This is a genomic window from Clostridium sp. MB05 (assembly GCF_046581255.1).
In the GTDB taxonomy this organism is placed as follows: Bacteria; Bacillota; Clostridia; order Clostridiales; family Clostridiaceae; genus Clostridium.
On record NZ_CP174370.1, the window covers coordinates 1,164,743 to 1,184,126 of the forward strand.

A 19,384-nucleotide genomic window follows, 5' to 3' on the forward strand; every position below is an offset into this window, starting at 1 on the left:
TTGGATATAGCAAAGTCTGGAGAAGAACTTGTACATATATGCGAAGAAAATTCAATTTCATTAAGTGAATATGCAATTATAAGAGAAATGGAAGATAGAGATATTTCAAGAGAAGAAGTTTTCTTAAAAATGAAAAAAACTTTAGAGGTTATGAGAGTTGGAGCAGCTGAAGCTAGAGAAAAAGAGATATATTCTGTTAGTGGATTAATTGGTGGAGATGCCTATAAGTTACAAGAATATTTAAAAAAGGGAAAATCATTAACAGGAGATACAATGATATTGGCTATGGCTATGGCTCTTTCATCTTCAGAAGTTAATGCTTCTATGGGGAAAATAGTTGCTTGTCCAACAGCTGGATCTTGTGGAATTCTGCCAGCAGTAATACTAACAGCTGGAGAAAAACTTGGTAAAAATGATGAAGAGCTTATGAAGGCTTTATTCGCATCAGCAGCAGTTGGAATGATTATTGGAAGAAATGCAACATTTGCAGGAGCAGAAGGTGGGTGTCAAGCTGAATGTGGCTCAGCAGCAGCAATGGCATCAGCAGCAGTTGTAGAAATGATGGGTGGAACACCTAAAATGTCATTAGATGCAGCTGCGATAGTGTTTAAAAATATATTAGGATTAGTTTGCGATCCAGTTGCAGGTTTAGTGGAAATACCTTGTGCTAAAAGAAATTCTTCTGGAGCAATAAGTGCTTTATGCACAGCAGATTTAGTTATGGCAGGTGTAGAATCTAAAATACCTTTTGATGATGCTTTATCTGCAATGTATAAGGTAGGACGAAGTTTACCTTCATCATTAAGGGAAACAGGACTTGGAGGAGTGGCTATAACAAAAGCTGGATTAGCTTTAAAGAAAAAGGCTTTTGGAGAAAATTGAGAATATAAAGGCTACAATAAATAGATATGTTCCATAAGCTAAATAGCTACGCAAAGAAGTACTAGGCTCAGAAAAACTACTATGCCAAGAGTTTTGGTTAAACTCGCTACACTCAAACAAACCAACAACACTAAGGCCTAGTGGTCTTTCCTTCACTAAGTACTTCTAACTGCTCGCTATATGCTTATTCCACATATTCTATTTATCTTCGCCAACTTATATTTCTCCACTTAAAATTATTAAATGACGAATTAGCCTCATTAATACAGGGCATTAAGTTTAATTCGCAATTTATAAAATTTCACCATTAAGCATATCTATATATTCTTTTCCATAGTTATGCATAGATTTTAAAACAGGTATAATTTTTGTACCAATTTCAGTTAATCCATATTCAACCTTAGGAGGAACCACAGGATAAACCTTTCTATAAATTAAATTATCTTCTTCTAAACTTCTAAGCTGGTTTGTTAACATTTTTTGAGTAACGTTAGGAAGTTTTCTTTTAATATCACTAAATCTAAGTGAGCCATTACATAAATACCAAAGTATTAGTATTTTCCATTTTCCTGAAATTAGTTTGTGAACTAAAATCATTGGGCATATTTCGTGAGAATTTGTATTTTCATTTACATAACAGTCTGTATGATTTATTGAAAACTTTTCCATAAAATGTCTCCTTACTTATAACATATATTTATTAAAATTGAAACATAATAAATATATTAAATATTAATATATAGTATCTTTTTATATACTATATATAAAAAAAGTACCTACTTGAAAAAATATATCATATAATCTAATATTTATATTATAACAAAAAAGATATATATTACAATGGTAATATAAATAGGAGGAAAAAATGAGTAAAATACTATATATAAAAGCAAATATTAAACCAGAAGGTGAATCAAGAACATTTAAGGTTTCTGATAGTTTTATTGAGGAATATAAAAAGAATAATCCAAGTGATGAAATTACAGTATTAGACTTATATAAGGAAAAAATTGATTTCTTAAGACCAGAAGATTTACAAGCAGTATTTGGAGAAAAAACTGAAGAAAGTAAAAATCATCCAATATTAAAATATGCATATCAAATGGCTGAGGCTGACAAAGTTATTATAGCAGCTCCTATGTGGAATTTAGGAGCACCAGCTATAGTTAAAGCTTACTTTGATTATGTAAGTGTAACAGGAATAACTTTTAAATATACTGCAGAAGGTCCAGTTGGAATATGTAAGGCTAATAAGGCTCTTATAGTTTCAGGAAGAGGTGGAGATTATACAAATTCAGTAACTTCACAATTTGAAATGGGAGAAAGATATTTAAGAACAATTTTAGCTTTCTTTGGAATAAAAGATGTTAAGAGCCTTGCTGCTGAAAGTCTTGATGTATATGGAATGGATGTTGAAAAGATACTTTCAGATACAATTTCAGAAGCAAAAGAAATAGCAAAAGAATTTTAGAATTAATAAGAAATATTAAGATTAAATAATATAAATTAAAATCATCACCATAAATTATATTCAAGCTATGAATAGTATAAATTTAAAAGTAAATAATAACTTTGTAAGGTGGTGATTTAAATGGATAAGAATCCAAACATAAAATGTACAGTTGAACAATGTAAGTATAACAATACAAATGAAAAGTATTGTACACTATCAATGATTGAAGTTGGAACACATGAAAAACACCCAACTCAAGTTGAATGTACAGATTGCAATTCTTTTGAATTAAGATAGTAATTAAACTTGATAATTTAGAATTGAAATTAGATAATGAATAAAATAATTCATTATAAAAGAATTAATAAAAAGATAGAGAAATTTATACTTTCTCTATCTTTTTATAGTTAAAAATTATTTAGAGTTAATGAATTAAAATTAAAGTAGTCCACTTCTAAATTAATTGGATAAGAACAAAATATATAGGTAAAAATAATACTTGATATCAAATAAAATACAGGTGTTATTAAGTTTATAGTTAACATTTTGTAGAAGTCCTTTTAGGAGGAACTATGAAAGAATTAGAAGATATTATTAAAGTATTATTTCAAATAAGTATAAGCAAATATTTAATTGCAATTATAGTTATAGTTTTAGCAATAACTATAAATAAATATATAGTAGATAATATATTTACCCATATTATTAGACTAGCAAAAAAGACTAAAAATTTTGCAGATGATAGCCTTGTTAGGGCTTTAGAAAAGCCGACTAAATTATACATAATACTATATTCTTTATATTTATCTTTGAGAATTATAGATTTTGATGGATTAAATGTAAATACAGTTACAAGTGATAGATTAAAAATGGTATTTGTAGTTATAGTTGCCTGTTATTTTTTATATAACTTAACATTAGAAAATTCGCTTTTATATACAAGAATGCATAGAGGTGATGGAGGAAATACCATAGTCTTCCCTTTTATTTCTATAATAATAAGATTAATTATCGTTGTTATTGGAATAAGCTGCATAGCTAGAGAATTTGGGTTTACAGGATTTATAGCAGGGCTTGGAATTAGCGGTATAGCCTTTGCTTTAATGGCACAAGACGCTTTTTCTAATTTATTTGGAGGAATGATAATAGTATTAGATAGACCTTTTGCAATAGGTGATTGGATACAAACCTCTCAAGTTGAAGGAATAGTAGAAGATATAACCTTTAGAAGTACAAAAATTAGAACATTTTCTATGGCCGTTGCAACTGTACCTAATTCTAAATTAGCAAATGAAAATATTATAAATTGGACACAAAGAAAATTAAGAAGAATACATTTTAAATTCACAATAAAATTTGATACAGAAGTAGAAAAAATTGAAGGCATTATAAATGAAATAGAAAATTTGCTTAAGGAGCATGAAAAAATAGATAAGGATTTAATTATAGTAAGCTTTAATGAATTATCTACTTATGGTTTTGGGATTTTTGTTTATTTTTATACAAATGAATTAAACTACACTTGTTATGAAAAACTTAAAGAAGAAATAAATATTAAAATATTAAAAATACTTCGAGACAAAGAAGTTGAATTGATGTTTTTTACATTTAATTTTGGAAATGGACTTGAACATAGAGGTTCCAATTGTGAGACAGAGTGTACAGAATTAGAATCAATAAGAAATATAACTGAAGAAGAACGTGGAAAATAGATAGGAGATCCTATCTATTCTTTTCTTACCTTCAGTATTTAAGTGGACATATGTAAGTTTGCGTTGAGTTGGAGCGGAGCGACGGAATAAGTAAATTTACATATGTCCACTTTTTTATATAAATTTAGTGTTATAATTTAATTATTAAGTAAATTATAATTAAAAATAGTACTTTTAAATAATATATATGAGGTGTTTATATGGAAATAAATAATAAAAAACTTACGCAATTATCAAAACGATGTGGATGCGCGGGTAAATTTACCCCAGATGGATTAGCAAAGGTTTTGTGTCATATAGAGGCAAAGGAAGAAGATAGAGATCCAAATTTAATCGTTGGATTTGATAAATCAGATGATGCTGGTGTTTATAAATTATCAGAAGATTTAGCGTTAGTGCAAACAGTAGATTTTTTTACACCAGTTGCTAATGATCCTTATACCTTTGGACAAATTGCTGCAACTAATGCTTTAAGTGATGTTTATGCAATGGGCGGAAAGCCATTAACTGCATTGAACTTAGCTTGCTTTTCAGCAACTATAGGACCAGAAATATTAGCTGAAATATTAAAGGGTGGAGCAGACAAAATAAGAGAAGCAGGAGCAACTATAGCAGGAGGCCATACTATTACAGATGAAGAAATAAAATACGGAGTATCAGTTACAGGAATAGTTGATCCAAAAAAAGTAATAACAAATTCAGGGGCTAAAGATGGAGATGTGCTTATATTAACTAAGCCAATAGGGTCAGGGGTCTTAACTACAGCTTTAAAAATAGAATTTATTACTGATGAAGAATTTTTAGAAGCTGCAAAAGTAATGTCAACACTGAATAAGATAGCTTCAGAAGAAATGCAAAAGATAGGAGTTCATTCCTGTACAGACATAACAGGTTTTGGGTTTATTGGACATGCTTACGAAATGGCAAATGGTAGTGATGTTCAGTTAGAGATAGATAGCAAAGAAGTTCCAGTAATGAATAAAGTAATAGATTTAATAAAGGAATATTGCCTTCCAAGTGGAGCATATTCTAATGAAAAATATTTTGAAAAATGGGTGGACTTCCATGATGAGATTTCAGAACAAGTAAGGTTATCTCTTTTTGATCCTCAAACATCAGGAGGATTATTAATTTCAGTTGAAGAAAGCAAGGCTGGAGAATTATTAAAAAATATAAATGATAGAAGTGAGATAAAAGCTAAAATAATAGGAAAAGTGGTTAAAAAAGAAACTAATAAAAATATAATTACTATATCATAATTAAAGCAGGTGAAGTTGTATAGCTTCACTTATTTTAATTTTTAAGTATCTTCAGTAAATCTTAAGTAAATATTTACATATGAATTATATAACAAATATACTATTTATTATATAATTATATTATGTAGAATATGTAAGAAGAAAAGCTATATAAAATATCTAGTTATTAACTTAAATATAAAGGAGATAGAATCAATTGAACTTAAGTGAAATTTTAAATTTAAAAAGAAATTCTTTAGTTTCAATAGTAGGTTCTGGTGGTAAAACTACATTAATGTATTTGTTAGCAAATGAACTTAAATCAAATAATAAAGTATTAGTTTCAACTACAACAAGGATATATGCTCCAAATGAAGAAGTAGTAGATTATATGGCTATAGGAAAAGATAATTATAATAATATTAAGGAGTTAAATTCTAATGGAATATATGCATATGGAACATGTATAAATGATGAAAATAAGCTTATAGGCATAAGCAAAGAAGATTTAAATATATGCATAAATGATTTTCCATATATAATAGTAGAAGCTGATGGATCTAAGAAAAAATCCATAAAAGGGTGGAATGAAACAGAACCAGTAATTTGTGATAAAACTGATATAACTATAGGTATAATGAGCTTTAAATCACTAGGAATGATAATAAATGATGAGAACGTTCATAGAGTAACTGAATTTAATAAACTTACAGATAGCTATTTAGGAGAAATAATAGGTATAAAGCATTTTATAAGAGTTATATTCGGAGAAAATGGGTTATTTAAAAATTCTAAGGGGGAAAAAGTACTATTCTTAAATAGAATAGAAGAAGGAGTTGATACAGATATTCTTAAGGATCTCCTTGAGGAGATTAAGAAAAATAATAATAAGTACAAGCTTTTGGATAAAATAATATTTGGAAGTTTGAAAAATGAGCTCTATAGATATATTGAGTTCTAAAGCAAAATATAAGAAAGATGAGGTTTTTAAACTATGGAATTAGGGAAAATAGTAGTAAGAGGTGGAGGCGATATAGCTTCTGGAACTATACAAAAACTTTATAGGAGTGGGTTTAAAGTATTAGTTTTAGAAACAGAAAAACCAACAGCTATAAGGAGAAATGTTTCATTTAGTGATGCTATTTATAATGGAGAAACTATAGTTGAAGGGATAAGATCTATACGTGTTAAAGATTTAGATGAAGTAAATGAAGCATTTAAAAATAATATTATTCCTATAATAGTAGATAGCAAAGGGGAATTTATAGAAAAAATTAAGCCATTAGCAGTTGTTGATGCAATATTAGCTAAAAAAAATATTGGAACTAATAAGAATATGGCACCAATAACAATAGCATTAGGACCAGGCTTTAATGCAGGTGTAGATGTAGACATAGTAATTGAAACAATGAGAGGACATAATTTAGGAAGATTAATCTTTGAAGGGTATGCTAAAGAGAATACTGGAATTCCGGGAGAAATTGGTGGATATTCTAAAGAAAGAGTAATATATAGTGAATGTGAGGGCTCTATAAAGAATTTGAAGTCTATAGGTGACATAGTAAAAAAAGGTGAAGTATTAGCAATAATAAATGAAAAGGAAGTATTAGCACCTATAGATGGTTTACTTAGAGGTCTAATTAAAGATGGTACTAACGTTCATTTAGGACTAAAAATAGGGGATATAGATCCAAGATTAAAAGAGGTAGAAAATTACACCACAATATCTGATAAAGCAAGAAATATTGGGGGGGGAGTGTTAGAGGCCATACTAATAACAAAAAAAATAAAGGGTTTATAGGAGGGTTAATTATGGATGAAGAACTATTGATTGAGATTTATGGAAGACTTAAAAAGGGCGAAAGTGTTGCATTAGCGATATTAACAGAAGATATAGGCTCATCACCCAGAAAACATGGATCTTCAATGGCCGTGTTTAGTAATGGAGAAACTTTGGGATCTGTAGGTGGTGGCAAAGTTGAACTTACTATAATTAATAAGGCTAAAGAAGCTATAGAGAAAGGAGAAAGTACAAGCTTTCAATATAGTTTAAATGAAAGTGATTTAGGAATGCAATGTGGCGGAAGCGTTAAAGGATATATAAAAGTATTTATGCCTAAAAAAAGACTTATAATAGTTGGTGGAGGACATATAGGAGAAAAACTTAATAGCATAGCTAAGATTTTGAATTTTTATACAGTAGTTTTTGATGATAGAGAAGAGTATAAAAATGATGAAAGACTTAAAGAAGCAGATGAAATAATAACTGGAAACATAGAAGAATCATTAGGATGCTACAATATAAACAAAGAGGATTATGTTGTTATAGTTACAAGAGGACATCAAACTGATAAAGAGGCTTTAAAAAGTGTTGTTACAAGAGATGCTGCTTATATAGGAATGATAGGAAGTGTAAAAAAGATTAAGCATATAATGAATGAGCTTATAGATGAAGGTATTCCTGAAAAAAGACTTAAAGAGGTATATGCTCCAACTGGATTAGACATAGCATCAAGTTTACCAGAAGAAATTGCTTTAGGGATATTAAGTGAGATAATTCTTATAAAAAATAAAGGCTCATTAAATCATAAAAATGATACAAAAAAAATTTGGGATTAAGTAAAAATAAAATTTAGACGTAGGGTTATTATAGTACTTATAGAGGAAATAAGTATTCTATAAGACAAGGAGGAACATATGAGGGTTATAAATGTAAGAGATGCAGTTGGTCAAAAATTATGTCATGATATTACAAAAATAGTTCCAGGTGAATTTAAAGGAAGATTGTTTAAAAAAGGTCACATAATTAAAGAAGAGGATATAGAAGAACTTTTATCAGTAGGAAAGGATCATATCTATATATGGAATGATGAAGAAGACTTGGTTCATGAAAATGAGGCAGCAGAAATTCTTAAGGAAATATCAGCTGGATGTGGACTAAGCTTTTCAGAAGTCAAAGAAGGAAAGATAGAATTTTTTGCAGATATAGATGGGTTACTAAAAATAGACTTAGATTCACTTATAAAATTAAATTCTATAGATGAAATTATATTGTCTACTATAAATAATAACAAAGTTGTTAAAAAAGGAGATAAAGTTGCCGCGACTAAGGTTATTCCATTAGCAATAAAGAAAGAAAAATTAATTGAAGCAGCAAATTTAATAAAGGAAAAAATAATAAATATTTATCCAATAAAATCTAAGAAAGTTGCAATAGTGACCACAGGAAATGAAGTTTATTATGGAAGAATAAAGGATGCTTTTAAAGAAGTTATTGAGAAAAAACTATATCCATACAATTGTGAGATTATTGGACAATCTATATTGCCAGATGACACAGAAAAGATAAAAGAATCTATTGAATATTGGATTAACAATGGAGCGGAAATGATTTTGTGCACAGGTGGTATGTCTGTAGATGCTGATGATTTAACTCCTAAAGCAATTAAAGAAGTAGGGGCTGAAATTATATCTTACGGAACTCCTATTTTCCCAGGGGCTATGTTCTTGATTTCTTACAAAGGAGATATGCCAATACTAGGTCTTCCTGGAGGTGTTATATTCTCAAAGAGCACTACTTTTGATGTTCTTTTACCAAGGATATTGGCAGGAGAAAAGCTTACTAAGAGTGATATAGTAGCTTATAGCCATGGAGGCTTATGCATTACTAATGAATACGCAAATAATATATATTAAGTTAAAATAGGATATTATAATTCAAAAGAGTATAAGGTTTAGTTCATAAAATCTTTGGAGGTGAGTACAATGCTTGATAAATGGGGAAGAAATATAGATTATTTAAAAATATCCATAAATGATAGATGTAATCTAAATTGTATACATTGCGTTCCAAAGGAAGATATAAGTTATACAAAAAAAGATGAACTATTAACTGTAGATGAAATAGTTAAAATTGTTCAAATATCTTCGAATTTGGGAATTACTAAGATAGGAATTACAGGAGAAGAACCACTTTTAGTAGAAGAAATTGAAGACTTAATATACAGAATAAAGAATATTAAAGATATTAAACAAGTTTGTATAAATACCAAGGGTGCTTTCCTTTATGAAAAATTAGATTCTTTAGCAGAAGTAGGATTAGATGGAATTAACATAAAACTAGAGACGTTAAAATGTAATACCTGTAATGAAATAAGAAATTGCAATTTAACAGGTGTACTTAAAGGAATTAATAAGGCTTTAGAAAAGGGGATAGAAGTAAAAATAAATTCGATAAATTTAAAGGAATATAATGATATAATGAATTTTATTAAAACAAGTGAAAATTCAACTGGGAAAATAGGATTCACTAGTCCATTTAATCATTTAGATTGCAAAGATTGTAATAGGATTAAAATAACAGCAGATGGAATTATAAAGCAATGTCTGTTTTTTAATTCTCCAGTGAGTATAAAGAAATTAATTAGAGAAGGCATATATGATGAAGATTTAGAAAATATGTTAAAAGTTTTAATATATAATAAGCCTTATAATAAACACTGTGTAGAAAAAAATATGAACCAAATAAGTAGAAAATAGTATAAGCAAAAATAGAGGAGTGTTATTATGAATACTATAGATTGCAAAGGACTAGCATGCCCTATGCCTGTTATAAAAACAAAAAAATATTTTGATCTAGAAAATTCAAAAGAAACATTAGTGATTGTAGACAATGAGGTAGCTAAAAATAATATTTTAAGATTGGCAAAAGGGTTAAAATTATATAGTAGCTTTATAGAGGAAAACGGAATATACAAAATACAATTATCAAGATCTGAAGTTACAGAAATTGGCGAGGGGTTAGATTCTAATGAAGCGAGTAAAATAAGAGGTGAATTAACTTATAAAAAGGCCCCAACGATTTTAGTTTCATCAAACCTGCTTGGAGGGGGAGATGATAAGCTAGGTGAGACTTTGATGAAAGTATATATAAATACTTTAGCAGAAGCAGAAATACTTCCAGAAAACTTAATGTTTATAAATGGAGGAGTAAAATTAACTTGTACAGGCTCTGATGTTTTAGATAGTTTAAATTCAATGAGGGAAAAAGGTGTTAACATAATAAGTTGCGGGGCTTGTCTTGATTTCTATAATTTAAAAGAGGATCTTAAGGTTGGAGAAATAGGCAATATGTATCAAATAATAGAGCTTATGAATGAAAGTGGAAATACTATAAAACTATAGAATTTAACATATAGTAAACTATTATTTAGAGGGTGAGTAAAGTCACCCTCTAAATTTATGTGCAATTATACTATTAATTTTAAATTAATAGTATAATAAGAAATGTATTTATATAAACATTGAATGGAGAAGAGTTATATAGTTTAAAACACATTATAAGTTTATTTATATAGGAGGAATTAAATGCAGATTATACAAGTAAGAGAAAATACATTTTGCATTGATACAGGAATGACATATATACCTTTTTATAGGGTTAGTGAAAATAATATAGTAATGATTGATACCGGTTTGGCTAAAGGTGAAAGAGGGAAATTAGATAGATTATTAGAAGAAAATTCATTTAATATAGTTGGAATTATATGTAGCCATGCTCATATAGATCATATAGGTAATGCATCTTATTTTAAAGAAAAGTATAAATGCCCAGTTGCTATGTCTGAAACTGAAGCTTTTATTTGTAGTAGTATAATTAATCTTAAGATGTATTATTGTGATCAAAGCTTAGAGGAAATAGAAGAGTATTTTGGCCATATGGTTTGTAAAGTAGATATTGTAATAAAAGAAAATGATTATATTGTAAATATAGCTGGAAGTAATTTTAAAATTCTTCATACGCCAGGTCATAGTGCAGCACATATATGTATTACAACTCCTGATGATGTTTCATATCTTGGTGACACGCTTATTAGTTATGAAGTTATGAAAGGAGCAAAAATGCCATATGCTTTTATTTTAAAGGAAGATTTAAAAAGTAAAGAAAAATTGCATAGTTTAAAGAGCATAAAATACATAGTAGCTCATAAAGGAATATATGATAATATAACAGAGCTTATAGAAGATAATATAAACTTTTATAAGGATAGAGCAAATAAGATATGTGAATTAATAGATAAGCCTATGACAAAAGAAGATGTAATTAAGAAAATAGTTAAAGAATGGAAAATAGGAATAAGGAATATTAGAAAATACATTGTTATTGAAAGAATGTTAAAATCATATATAGAGTATTTAAATGAGACTAAAAAAATAGAAATAATTTTAGAAGATGGATTTTTGAAGTATAGCAAATTATAAAAAAATAAGATTTTCCTTACCATCAGTTTGTAATTGGACATATGTAAGTTTGCGTTGACTTAGAGCGGAGCAACGGAATAAGTAAATTTACATATGTCCACTTTTTACTCTATAGTAAATTTAAAAATTATAAATTTCTTTTATTTTTTGATTAAATTTCTCATAAAGTTTTATCATATCTGGCTCTGTTGAGTAAATTCCAACTTCGTCTATTGGAATCCACTTTACACCGCTATTTTCATCTTCTTTTATTATAAGCTCATCATTTTCATCAGCTTCTAGTAAATATGCAACTGACAAATGTAAATGTGAGGATACAAATTTTCCTCTTTTTATGTGAGCTGGTACAGGCAATACATCTAATGAGAAAATTTTAGAATCTAACGCTTTTATATTCTTTACTCCAGTTTCCTCTTTTGCTTCTTTAATAGCTACATAAAGTAAATCATCATCACCGTCTGCATGTCCACCTGTCCATGACCAGGAATTATATATATTATGATAAATCATAAGGACTTTAGTTTTATCTTTATTTACTATATATCCAGAGCTAGTTATATGAGCTAATGGATTTTCTCTAGTTAAAAGATTATTAAAATTATCTATAGAATATAAAATAGCCTCTTTATCAGTAGCTTCTTGATCATTGTATGGCTTATATTCTTTAATTTCTTTTATCCAATTCATAAGTTACTCCTTAAAATTATAAATTAAGTTTAATGTATATTCTAATTAGAATGTATAAGTAGTTATTGATATATAACTATATGTTGTATAAATATTAGAATAATAAAACTATATATAGATTAAGTATATTAATACTATTAATTTTAATTATATACCAAAATATATATAGATTCTATTAAAGTTTCTACATTTAATCTAGTATTTCAATTGTTGTAAGTAATATAGTTATAAGATGATTTTAAAGAACCTATATATGTAAAATAAAAAAATATATATGATTCTAATTCGCTACTAAACTTATATTTTGACTTTTAACTATTGATTTTAGTTTAAATATAGATAATGTAGAGTATTAATTAGAACATATATATAATAAAACTATTTATATAGAATAAATATGTAACATATAAAAATAAAGTCGAATAATATATAGAGATGTAGTATAAATATAATTACATCTTTAAAATTTAAGTTCAGGATGTAAGAGAGGATACGAAATGCAAATTGGTATAAGGGCATTAGACGAGAGTTTAAACTTGCAGAAAAAAAAGCACCCCCTTATACACTGTATCTCTAATTTAGTCACAGCAAGAGATTTAGCACAAGGTATTTTATGCTATAATGGTAATCCTTTAATTTCAAATTCTATTGAAGAAGCTCAAGATATAACTTCTAAATGTGAGAGCCTATTAATAAATCTAGAGGACTTAAATAGTTCAAAAGTAGATGCTATTGAAAAATCACTTAGGGTAGCAAGAAGAAAGAGGATACCTGTAGTCTTAGATATAATGGGAATAAGTTTCTCATTTTTCAGAAGAGAAGTAGCATTAAGATTTATAAGTAGATACAATATAAATGTTGTAAAGGGAAAGTTAGAGGATTTTAACGTATTATTCCATAGTAATGATAAATTAAAAAACAAGAATTTTGATGATACTAAACTTATGGAGGATATAGAAATTAGAGTAGAATTAAGAAGTTTTTCCAGAAGATATAATACGATAGTGGTAGTTCAGTCAGAAGATTATTATTTAACAGATGGATTTAGTGAATTTCATGTAGATGGATATCCAGATAAGTTTAGTAATATATTAGGAATTCAATCAATATTATGTGGATTAATTTCTGTGGGGGTTGCAGCTGCAAGTAATAATGAACAAATATTTAGAGCCGTCTTAGTTGCTATTATGACTGTAGCAGTAAGTGAAAAAATAGTTGTACAAAAGAACTTAAAACCAGAAAATAAATTATGGTTAAAGGAATACTTATTAGATGAAATAGCAAATATAAATTCAGATAAATTAAATAGATTAGCAAAAGTTGATTATTCTTTTGTAAGATAATTTAGTGGGAAGATATAATATTACTTGCGACTTCGCAAGCTCCAAGTCGTCGTAATATTATATCTCCTTCTTTATAATGATTAAATAGAATTCATTGCTTGAGCAAATTTATGAATATTATCATTTAATATATTTGATTTGCTGGAGGATGTTTTGGCTATTTTCTTAACTATAAACTTTTCAAAGAAGTTCATTTTGTCAAAATTGAATTCTCCTCCAAAATGGATCTTTGATATTGCTATATTAATTAATTCTGGCGGGAAATTTTCAATGAGTTCATTATTTATTGCATCTCCTTCTTGCATTCCACAAATGAATAAACCAATTTGCTTTTCTTTTAATTCTTTCAAATTATTTGAACAGAATTCTGTTACTTCTTTTTGTATTCTACCCATATATATTGATCCGCCAATAATGACTTTATCGTACTTTGAAATATCAATATCTCCTGAGTTTTTTAAGTTAATTATATTTGGTTTATCCTTAAGTTCTTTAGACATAAATTCTACACATTTTTCTGTACATCCGTATTTGCTTGAATAAAGGATTAAAGTACTCATTTAATTCACCTCATTTTTTATTTAATACATTTTCTATAGACTTAAGATAAGCTTTAGATGTTACTGTTGCGCCAGATATAGCATCTATTTTAGTGCTTTGGGTTTCAATAACTTTATTAAATAATTCCTCACTTACACCTGGCTTTGAAAAAGTAACATCATCTTTAATTAAAATTTCAGTAATTTTATTATTCTTAACTGTAATATCAAGCTTATTGGTCCATCTTCCATAATCATATTCTCCAGTGTATTTGCCATCATCTAATTTAGAAATGTCTATGCCATTTAAACTAATGCTCATACCTTCATTAAGACCTCGAGATAAATAAAAAATTCCTCCTACAAAAATAAGCAAAAATAAAAGTATTAGTGACATTAATATTTTAAATAATGTCTTCAAATAGATCCTCTCCTAACTATTTATTATTGTGAGCTATTTTTAATACTATTTCCTTTGAGTAAAACTCAATTAATTTTTGCTTTTGTTCTTCTTCCATATCTTTTTCTATAGATAGCTTTATTATAAGTCCTAATGTTGATACTGCTATAATTTGAGCAGTTAATTCTAGGGTTTCTTCATCTATGGGTTTATCTTTATAAATATCCTGTAAGCATTTATATAGTGAAGATAGAGCTACTTTTTCTTTTGAGGCTCCTTTAAATAAATAGGATGTGTATTTTAAAGCTTCTTTTGACGTATTTAACTGAGCAGCCATAAATTCTTCAGGCATACTTAGGGCTATGTTTATATAATTTTTAGTCATTTCTATTAATTTTTCTTCAGCAGAATTAGATTTTGTTTCGGCTGAAGATATAGCAGATACTATTTTTTTATATCCTTTTAGCATTAAATTATTTATTATTTCTTCTTTATCGTTAAAGTAGTGATAAATTATAGCAGGTGAGTATTCAATTTTCTTAGCTATTTTTCTAATAGATAATTTTTCAAAGCCTTCTAAAGCTATAATTTCATTTGCTGCTGAAAGAATAAGCTCTCTCATTTCTTCTATTTCACGATCTCTTCTTTTTTCTATAGTCATAATTAACTCCTAATTTATTAAACGTCGTTTAATTATTGAACAGTGTTTAATGATATAGTATCATTGTATTTTTTTTATGTCAATATATAGAAAAGAAATTAAAAAAAGATAGTGTAAAACTATTTCTAGTTATACACTATCTTTAAATATTGGTTGCGGGAGCAGGACTTGAACCTACGACCTTCGGGTTATGAGCCCGACGAGCTGCCAACTGCTCCATCCCGCGATATCAATGTACTAACCTCAGTCAGTATGTTAAGTATAGTACTATTATTAACAAAAGTAAAGGAAAATATTAAAATATTTTAAAAAAAATTTAAAAATATTAAAAAAACCATTACAAAACGTTTACGAATGATTTATTATTTAGTTAAGCGATTCACTAAACCGCTTCAGTAAATAATAAATCATTTAGGAGAGAGATTTATGAATAAGATATGTGTACTTGGAAGCATGAATATGGATTTAGTTTTAAAGGTTAAGGATATACCTCAAGTAGGTGAAACTATTTTATCAAAATCTTTTGAAAAGATATCAGGAGGAAAAGGAGCTAATCAAGCTGTAGCAGCAAGAAGAAGTGGTTCAGAAGTATTCATGATATCTAAAATAGGTAAAGATGATAATGGACTAATATTAAAAAACAAACTCAAAGAAGATAATATAAATGTAAATTTCATATATGAAGATGACAAAGAAGCAACAGGAATGGCAATTATCATGGTTAACGAAAATGGGAACAATTCAATAGTTGTTGCACCAGGATCAAATATGACAATGAATGAAGGGGAAATTGATAAATCTATAAGAGCTTTAGAAGAAAGTGATATACTTATATCTCAATTTGAAACTCCAGAAGAAATTACATTAAAGGCATTTAAGAAATTTAAAGAATTTGGAAAAGTAACAATATTGAATCCAGCACCAGCAAAAACGATGGATGATGAACTTTTAAAAGTAACAGATATTATAGTTCCAAATGAAACAGAAGCAGAAGTCTTAACTGGTGGTAAATTTGAAAATTTAGAAGATGCAAAGAAAGCAGCGAAAATTTTCCTAGATAAAGGAGTAAAATTTGTAATTATTACTTTAGGGGCAAGAGGTGCAGCAGTAATAGGAAAAGATTTCTGTGAAGTAGTACCAGCATTTAAGGTTAATGCAATAGATACAACAGCAGCAGGAGATAGCTTTATAGGAGGTTTAAGTTCTAAGTTAGATACAAAAAATCTAAATAAGGAAAACCTTATAAAAGCAGTAACATTTGGTAATAAAGTCTCATCAATAGCAGTTCAAAGAAAAGGAGCACAACCTTCAATACCATATTTAAAAGAGGTAGAAGAGGTCTATGGAGAGGAGTAAGCTAATGAGAAGAACACCACTATTAAATAGAATATTATAGTAATTATGCATAGATAAATGAAAAGATACTTTCATTAAAGAAGGTATTCTTTTTATAAATATAAAATATATTTAAAATTTTAAAGAATATAATTTCAAAATTATAAATATTATGATAAATTATAAGTATAGGAATTATTTAGGGGGACTGTAGTAATGGATGTTATAATATATAAGCTAGTTTTAAATTACTTAAATGAAAAAGTAACAAATGAATTAAAGGATGAATTAAAGGATGAATTTATTAATGCAGCTTTACATTTTAATATAAATAATGATATATACCAAAAGTACTCACCAGTACAAATTGAATGTATGATAAATAAAATATCATCAGAAGAAATAATAGACTATGTTGAATTATGCTCAGTATATGGCTATATATTATATAGATCTATAGAACAGAATAAACTTAAAAATGAGGAAAGAATAGAAGTTCTTCAGATAGTTTTAAAAATAAGTAATACTATAACTGGCTATTTAAGAAATTTAATAAGTGAAGATGAATTATTTGAAAAGTTATTAAATATAACAAAGAAACTTAATTTAACAAAGGAACAAAACAAGAAGATAATTGAAATATTAAATCAATAAGCATAATTATGTAAACGTTAATTATAATTTTAAATAAGTAAGGTTTCTATTAATATAGGAATCTTACTTATTTATTGCTAGAGGAAAGTATAAAAGTTTAGAGTTTTGAAAACGTAATCATATAATTTTTTATATGAAATGTTTTAATAATTAAAAAATATGGTAGAATTTTAAAGAGAAAGGAGTAGATAACGTTATGAATAAAGCAATAGAAGTGTTAGAAAAGTATTTTGGATATAACTCCTTTAGAGAAGGTCAAAGCGAAATAATATCTAATATTTTAAGGGGAAGAGATAGCTTTTGTATAATGCCTACTGGTGGTGGAAAGTCAATTTGTTACCAAATACCAGCTTTAATTCTTAATGGAATTACTTTAGTTATATCTCCTTTAATATCTTTAATGAAAGACCAAGTAGACTCTATAAATGATATAGGAATAAAAGCAGAGTATATAAATAGTACTCAAAGCTTAGATGAAATAAATGAAATTTTAAAAAGATGTTATGATGGCGAAGTTAAGCTTTTATATATAGCTCCAGAAAGATTAGAAAGTGAATATTTTAATAAAATGCTTAGAAAGCTTTGGATAAGTCAAATTGCCATAGATGAAGCCCATTGTGTTTCTATGTGGGGACATGATTTTAGAAAGAGCTATAGGTTTATATCTCCTTTTATAAAAAGCTTAAATGTTAGACCTGTAGTTACTGCTTTTACTGCTACAGCAACTACAGAAGTAAGAAAAGATATTTTGAATCTTTTAGAGCTTATTAGCCCATATACATATTTAGGTAGTTTTGATAGAGAAAATCTAGCTATATCAGTACATAAGGAAGAAGATAAAGCAGAATTTGTAAAAGACTATATTAAAGATAATGAAGAAGCTTCAGGAATAATTTACTGTGCAACTAGAAAAGAAGTTGATGCTTTATATTACTATTTAAAAGAAAGAGGCTTATCTGTAGCTAAATATCATGGTGGTTTAAAGGATGATGAAAAAAACTATTATCAAGATGAGTTTTTAAAAGATAATTTTAATGTAATGATTGCAACTAATGCTTTTGGCATGGGAATAGATAAATCTAATGTAAGGTATATAATACATTTTACTCTATGCAAAAATTTAGAAAGTTACTATCAGGAAATTGGTAGAGGGGGAAGAGATGGTGAAAAAACGGAATGCCGTCTTTTATATAATAGAGAAGATATAAGAACATTAGAATATTTAATATATACTACGGTAGGAAATCAGAGAAAAGAAGTTGAAATTAGAAAGCTTCAAAATATGGTAGATTTTTGTGAATATGATAATTGCTATAGGAGTTTTATATTAAATTATTTTGGAGATAAAAATGTAAAACCTTATTGTAATAATTGTAGTAATTGCTTAACTAATGAAGAGCTTAGAGATTTTACTATAGAAGCACAAATGATTTTATCATGTGTATATAGAACAAGAGAGCAGTATGGAATTTCAGTATTAGTTGATATTTTAAGAGGCTTTAAAGGACCTAAGATAATTCAAAATCAGCTAGATAAACTATCAACTTATGGAATAATGAAGGATTATAGTAGTAAATTTATTAGAGATTTAATTAAAACATTAATAGACTTAGAATATGTTAACTTAAAAGATGGTACATATTCAATGCTGAAATTAAATCCTAGATCAATAAAAGTATTAAAGTCTCAAGAAAAAGTAATTTGTAAGTTAAGTGAAGATATAGAAGAAAAAATATTAAATAAAGATTTATTTAATAAATTAAGGTTATGGAGAAAAGAGAAAGCAAACATATTAGGAATAAAGCCATATATAATATTTTCAGATTCAACTCTTATAGAACTAGCTAACAAAATCCCAAAGGATAAAGAAGAATTACTTAATATAAGAGGTTTGGGAGAAAAGAAATTTGAAAGGTACGGAGATGAAGTTCTTAATATAATAAATGTTAACTAATATTAATGAGTATGTATCAAATTGAATGTTAAATTCAATCTGATACATCCATAGTGTATATTTATTATAAAATGCTAAGAATGAGTTTTGTAGCATTTACCGTAATTATAAGTATTATTTTAAAATTATTAATTTTAATCACATAAATAGGAAACGTATGAATAAAAATATAGAAGAATATAGAAAAATATAGAAAAATATAAAATAAAATGTAGAAAAATACATATGTATATTGTATAATACCCATTGTAATTAGTTAAATTAA

Annotated in this window: 21 protein-coding genes and 1 tRNA gene; 16 read left to right on the forward strand and 6 right to left on the reverse strand. The window is 27.4% G+C overall.

Going from position 1 to position 19,384, the window contains the following annotated elements; all coding sequences use genetic code 11:
• Window positions 1-882 (forward strand): L-serine ammonia-lyase, iron-sulfur-dependent, subunit alpha, encoded by an 882-nt coding sequence (gene sdaAA, locus ACH36K_RS05525; protein ID WP_411169957.1) that lies wholly within the window; start codon window positions 1-3, stop codon window positions 880-882.
• Between the two features lie 291 nt (window positions 883-1,173).
• Here the strand turns inward: sdaAA and ACH36K_RS05530 are convergent, their stop codons facing one another.
• Window positions 1,174-1,551, reverse strand: a complete 378-nt coding sequence (locus tag ACH36K_RS05530) for a winged helix-turn-helix transcriptional regulator (protein ID WP_411169958.1) — start codon at window positions 1,549-1,551, stop codon at window positions 1,174-1,176.
• 196 nt (window positions 1,552-1,747) lie between these two features.
• Here ACH36K_RS05530 and ACH36K_RS05535 point away from each other — a divergent pair, with 196 nt between their 5' ends.
• From ACH36K_RS05535 to ACH36K_RS05585, 11 genes are all read left to right on the forward strand, one after another.
• Entirely contained in the window at window positions 1,748-2,353 is a 606-nt protein-coding gene (locus tag ACH36K_RS05535; RefSeq protein WP_411169959.1) for an FMN-dependent NADH-azoreductase, read from the forward strand.
• Between the two features lie 120 nt (window positions 2,354-2,473).
• Window positions 2,474-2,632 (forward strand): DUF1540 domain-containing protein, encoded by a 159-nt coding sequence (locus ACH36K_RS05540; RefSeq protein ID WP_411169960.1) that lies wholly within the window; start codon window positions 2,474-2,476, stop codon window positions 2,630-2,632.
• Window positions 2,633-2,907: 275 nt separating this feature from the next.
• The gene (locus tag ACH36K_RS05545) at window positions 2,908-4,047 is read left to right on the forward strand and encodes a mechanosensitive ion channel family protein (RefSeq protein WP_411169961.1); all 1,140 of its coding nucleotides are present in this window, start codon (window positions 2,908-2,910) and stop codon (window positions 4,045-4,047) included.
• A 200-nt stretch (window positions 4,048-4,247) separates the two neighbouring features.
• Window positions 4,248-5,306 (forward strand): selenide, water dikinase SelD, encoded by a 1,059-nt coding sequence (gene selD, locus ACH36K_RS05550; protein ID WP_411169962.1) that lies wholly within the window; start codon window positions 4,248-4,250, stop codon window positions 5,304-5,306.
• 196 nt (window positions 5,307-5,502) lie between these two features.
• The gene (gene yqeC, locus ACH36K_RS05555; RefSeq protein WP_411169963.1) at window positions 5,503-6,246 is read left to right on the forward strand and encodes a selenium cofactor biosynthesis protein YqeC; all 744 of its coding nucleotides are present in this window, start codon (window positions 5,503-5,505) and stop codon (window positions 6,244-6,246) included.
• Between the two features lie 33 nt (window positions 6,247-6,279).
• Complete coding sequence (gene yqeB, locus ACH36K_RS05560; RefSeq protein WP_411169964.1) at window positions 6,280-7,086, forward strand: selenium-dependent molybdenum cofactor biosynthesis protein YqeB; 807 nt, start codon at window positions 6,280-6,282, stop codon at window positions 7,084-7,086.
• An 11-nt stretch (window positions 7,087-7,097) separates the two neighbouring features.
• Complete coding sequence (locus ACH36K_RS05565) at window positions 7,098-7,904, forward strand: XdhC family protein (protein ID WP_411169965.1); 807 nt, start codon at window positions 7,098-7,100, stop codon at window positions 7,902-7,904.
• A 78-nt stretch (window positions 7,905-7,982) separates the two neighbouring features.
• A complete protein-coding gene (locus ACH36K_RS05570) occupies window positions 7,983-8,981 on the forward strand; it encodes a molybdopterin-binding protein (RefSeq protein ID WP_411169966.1) in 999 nt (332 codons plus the stop codon).
• A 69-nt stretch (window positions 8,982-9,050) separates the two neighbouring features.
• Window positions 9,051-9,824: a radical SAM protein gene (locus ACH36K_RS05575; protein WP_411169967.1), complete on the forward strand. Its 774-nt coding sequence runs from the start codon at window positions 9,051-9,053 to the stop codon at window positions 9,822-9,824.
• 27 nt (window positions 9,825-9,851) lie between these two features.
• Entirely contained in the window at window positions 9,852-10,469 is a 618-nt protein-coding gene (yedF, locus tag ACH36K_RS05580) for a sulfurtransferase-like selenium metabolism protein YedF (protein WP_411169968.1), read from the forward strand.
• Window positions 10,470-10,652: 183 nt separating this feature from the next.
• Window positions 10,653-11,546: an MBL fold metallo-hydrolase gene (locus ACH36K_RS05585; protein WP_411169969.1), complete on the forward strand. Its 894-nt coding sequence runs from the start codon at window positions 10,653-10,655 to the stop codon at window positions 11,544-11,546.
• A 120-nt stretch (window positions 11,547-11,666) separates the two neighbouring features.
• Here the strand turns inward: ACH36K_RS05585 and ACH36K_RS05590 are convergent, their stop codons facing one another.
• Entirely contained in the window at window positions 11,667-12,233 is a 567-nt protein-coding gene (locus tag ACH36K_RS05590) for an NUDIX hydrolase (RefSeq protein WP_411169970.1), read from the reverse strand.
• Window positions 12,234-12,730: 497 nt separating this feature from the next.
• Here ACH36K_RS05590 and ACH36K_RS05595 point away from each other — a divergent pair, with 497 nt between their 5' ends.
• A complete protein-coding gene (locus ACH36K_RS05595; RefSeq protein ID WP_411169971.1) occupies window positions 12,731-13,576 on the forward strand; it encodes a hydroxyethylthiazole kinase in 846 nt (281 codons plus the stop codon).
• Window positions 13,577-13,656: 80 nt separating this feature from the next.
• Here the strand turns inward: ACH36K_RS05595 and ACH36K_RS05600 are convergent, their stop codons facing one another.
• The 4 genes from ACH36K_RS05600 to ACH36K_RS05615 all read right to left on the reverse strand — a co-directional run bounded on the left by ACH36K_RS05600 (window position 13,657) and on the right by ACH36K_RS05615 (window position 15,402).
• A complete protein-coding gene (locus tag ACH36K_RS05600; RefSeq protein WP_411169972.1) occupies window positions 13,657-14,136 on the reverse strand; it encodes a flavodoxin domain-containing protein in 480 nt (159 codons plus the stop codon).
• A gap of 10 nt (window positions 14,137-14,146) precedes the next feature.
• Window positions 14,147-14,536: an FMN-binding protein gene (locus ACH36K_RS05605; protein ID WP_411169973.1), complete on the reverse strand. Its 390-nt coding sequence runs from the start codon at window positions 14,534-14,536 to the stop codon at window positions 14,147-14,149.
• 16 nt (window positions 14,537-14,552) lie between these two features.
• Window positions 14,553-15,176 carry a TetR/AcrR family transcriptional regulator gene (locus tag ACH36K_RS05610; RefSeq protein WP_322381995.1) on the reverse strand — a complete coding sequence of 208 codons (624 nt, stop codon included), beginning with the start codon at window positions 15,174-15,176 and terminating at the stop codon, window positions 14,553-14,555.
• 150 nt (window positions 15,177-15,326) lie between these two features.
• Window positions 15,327-15,402: transfer RNA gene (locus tag ACH36K_RS05615), tRNA-Met, on the reverse strand.
• Window positions 15,403-15,602: 200 nt separating this feature from the next.
• Between ACH36K_RS05615 and rbsK the strand changes: the two genes are divergently transcribed.
• The 3 genes from rbsK (at window position 15,603) to recQ (ending at window position 19,119) form a co-directional block, all read left to right on the forward strand.
• Window positions 15,603-16,532, forward strand: a complete 930-nt coding sequence (gene rbsK / locus ACH36K_RS05620; RefSeq protein ID WP_411169974.1) for a ribokinase — start codon at window positions 15,603-15,605, stop codon at window positions 16,530-16,532.
• Window positions 16,533-16,727: 195 nt separating this feature from the next.
• Entirely contained in the window at window positions 16,728-17,165 is a 438-nt protein-coding gene (locus tag ACH36K_RS05625) for a hypothetical protein (protein ID WP_411169975.1), read from the forward strand.
• A gap of 196 nt (window positions 17,166-17,361) precedes the next feature.
• Complete coding sequence (gene recQ / locus ACH36K_RS05630) at window positions 17,362-19,119, forward strand: DNA helicase RecQ (protein WP_411169976.1); 1,758 nt, start codon at window positions 17,362-17,364, stop codon at window positions 19,117-19,119.
• Window positions 19,120-19,384: the final 265 nt, after the last annotated feature.

Excerpts from the sequence above, each read along its gene's own strand:
- ACH36K_RS05530 (WP_411169958.1), bottom strand. The coding sequence starts at position 1,551 with ATGGAAAAGTTTTCAATAAATCATACAGACTGTTATGTAAATGAAAAT.
- ACH36K_RS05535 (WP_411169959.1), top strand. The coding sequence starts at position 1,748 with ATGAGTAAAATACTATATATAAAAGCAAATATTAAACCAGAAGGTGAA.
- ACH36K_RS05540 (WP_411169960.1), top strand. The coding sequence starts at position 2,474 with ATGGATAAGAATCCAAACATAAAATGTACAGTTGAACAATGTAAGTAT.
- ACH36K_RS05545 (WP_411169961.1), top strand. The coding sequence starts at position 2,908 with ATGAAAGAATTAGAAGATATTATTAAAGTATTATTTCAAATAAGTATA.
- selD (WP_411169962.1), top strand. The coding sequence starts at position 4,248 with ATGGAAATAAATAATAAAAAACTTACGCAATTATCAAAACGATGTGGA.
- yqeB (WP_411169964.1), top strand. The coding sequence starts at position 6,280 with ATGGAATTAGGGAAAATAGTAGTAAGAGGTGGAGGCGATATAGCTTCT.
- ACH36K_RS05565 (WP_411169965.1), top strand. The coding sequence starts at position 7,098 with ATGGATGAAGAACTATTGATTGAGATTTATGGAAGACTTAAAAAGGGC.
- ACH36K_RS05570 (WP_411169966.1), top strand. The coding sequence starts at position 7,983 with ATGAGGGTTATAAATGTAAGAGATGCAGTTGGTCAAAAATTATGTCAT.
- ACH36K_RS05575 (WP_411169967.1), top strand. The coding sequence starts at position 9,051 with ATGCTTGATAAATGGGGAAGAAATATAGATTATTTAAAAATATCCATA.
- yedF (WP_411169968.1), top strand. The coding sequence starts at position 9,852 with ATGAATACTATAGATTGCAAAGGACTAGCATGCCCTATGCCTGTTATA.
- ACH36K_RS05585 (WP_411169969.1), top strand. The coding sequence starts at position 10,653 with ATGCAGATTATACAAGTAAGAGAAAATACATTTTGCATTGATACAGGA.
- ACH36K_RS05590 (WP_411169970.1), bottom strand. The coding sequence starts at position 12,233 with ATGAATTGGATAAAAGAAATTAAAGAATATAAGCCATACAATGATCAA.
- ACH36K_RS05595 (WP_411169971.1), top strand. The coding sequence starts at position 12,731 with ATGCAAATTGGTATAAGGGCATTAGACGAGAGTTTAAACTTGCAGAAA.
- ACH36K_RS05600 (WP_411169972.1), bottom strand. The coding sequence starts at position 14,136 with ATGAGTACTTTAATCCTTTATTCAAGCAAATACGGATGTACAGAAAAA.
- ACH36K_RS05610 (WP_322381995.1), bottom strand. The coding sequence starts at position 15,176 with ATGACTATAGAAAAAAGAAGAGATCGTGAAATAGAAGAAATGAGAGAG.
- rbsK (WP_411169974.1), top strand. The coding sequence starts at position 15,603 with ATGAATAAGATATGTGTACTTGGAAGCATGAATATGGATTTAGTTTTA.
- ACH36K_RS05625 (WP_411169975.1), top strand. The coding sequence starts at position 16,728 with ATGGATGTTATAATATATAAGCTAGTTTTAAATTACTTAAATGAAAAA.
- recQ (WP_411169976.1), top strand. The coding sequence starts at position 17,362 with ATGAATAAAGCAATAGAAGTGTTAGAAAAGTATTTTGGATATAACTCC.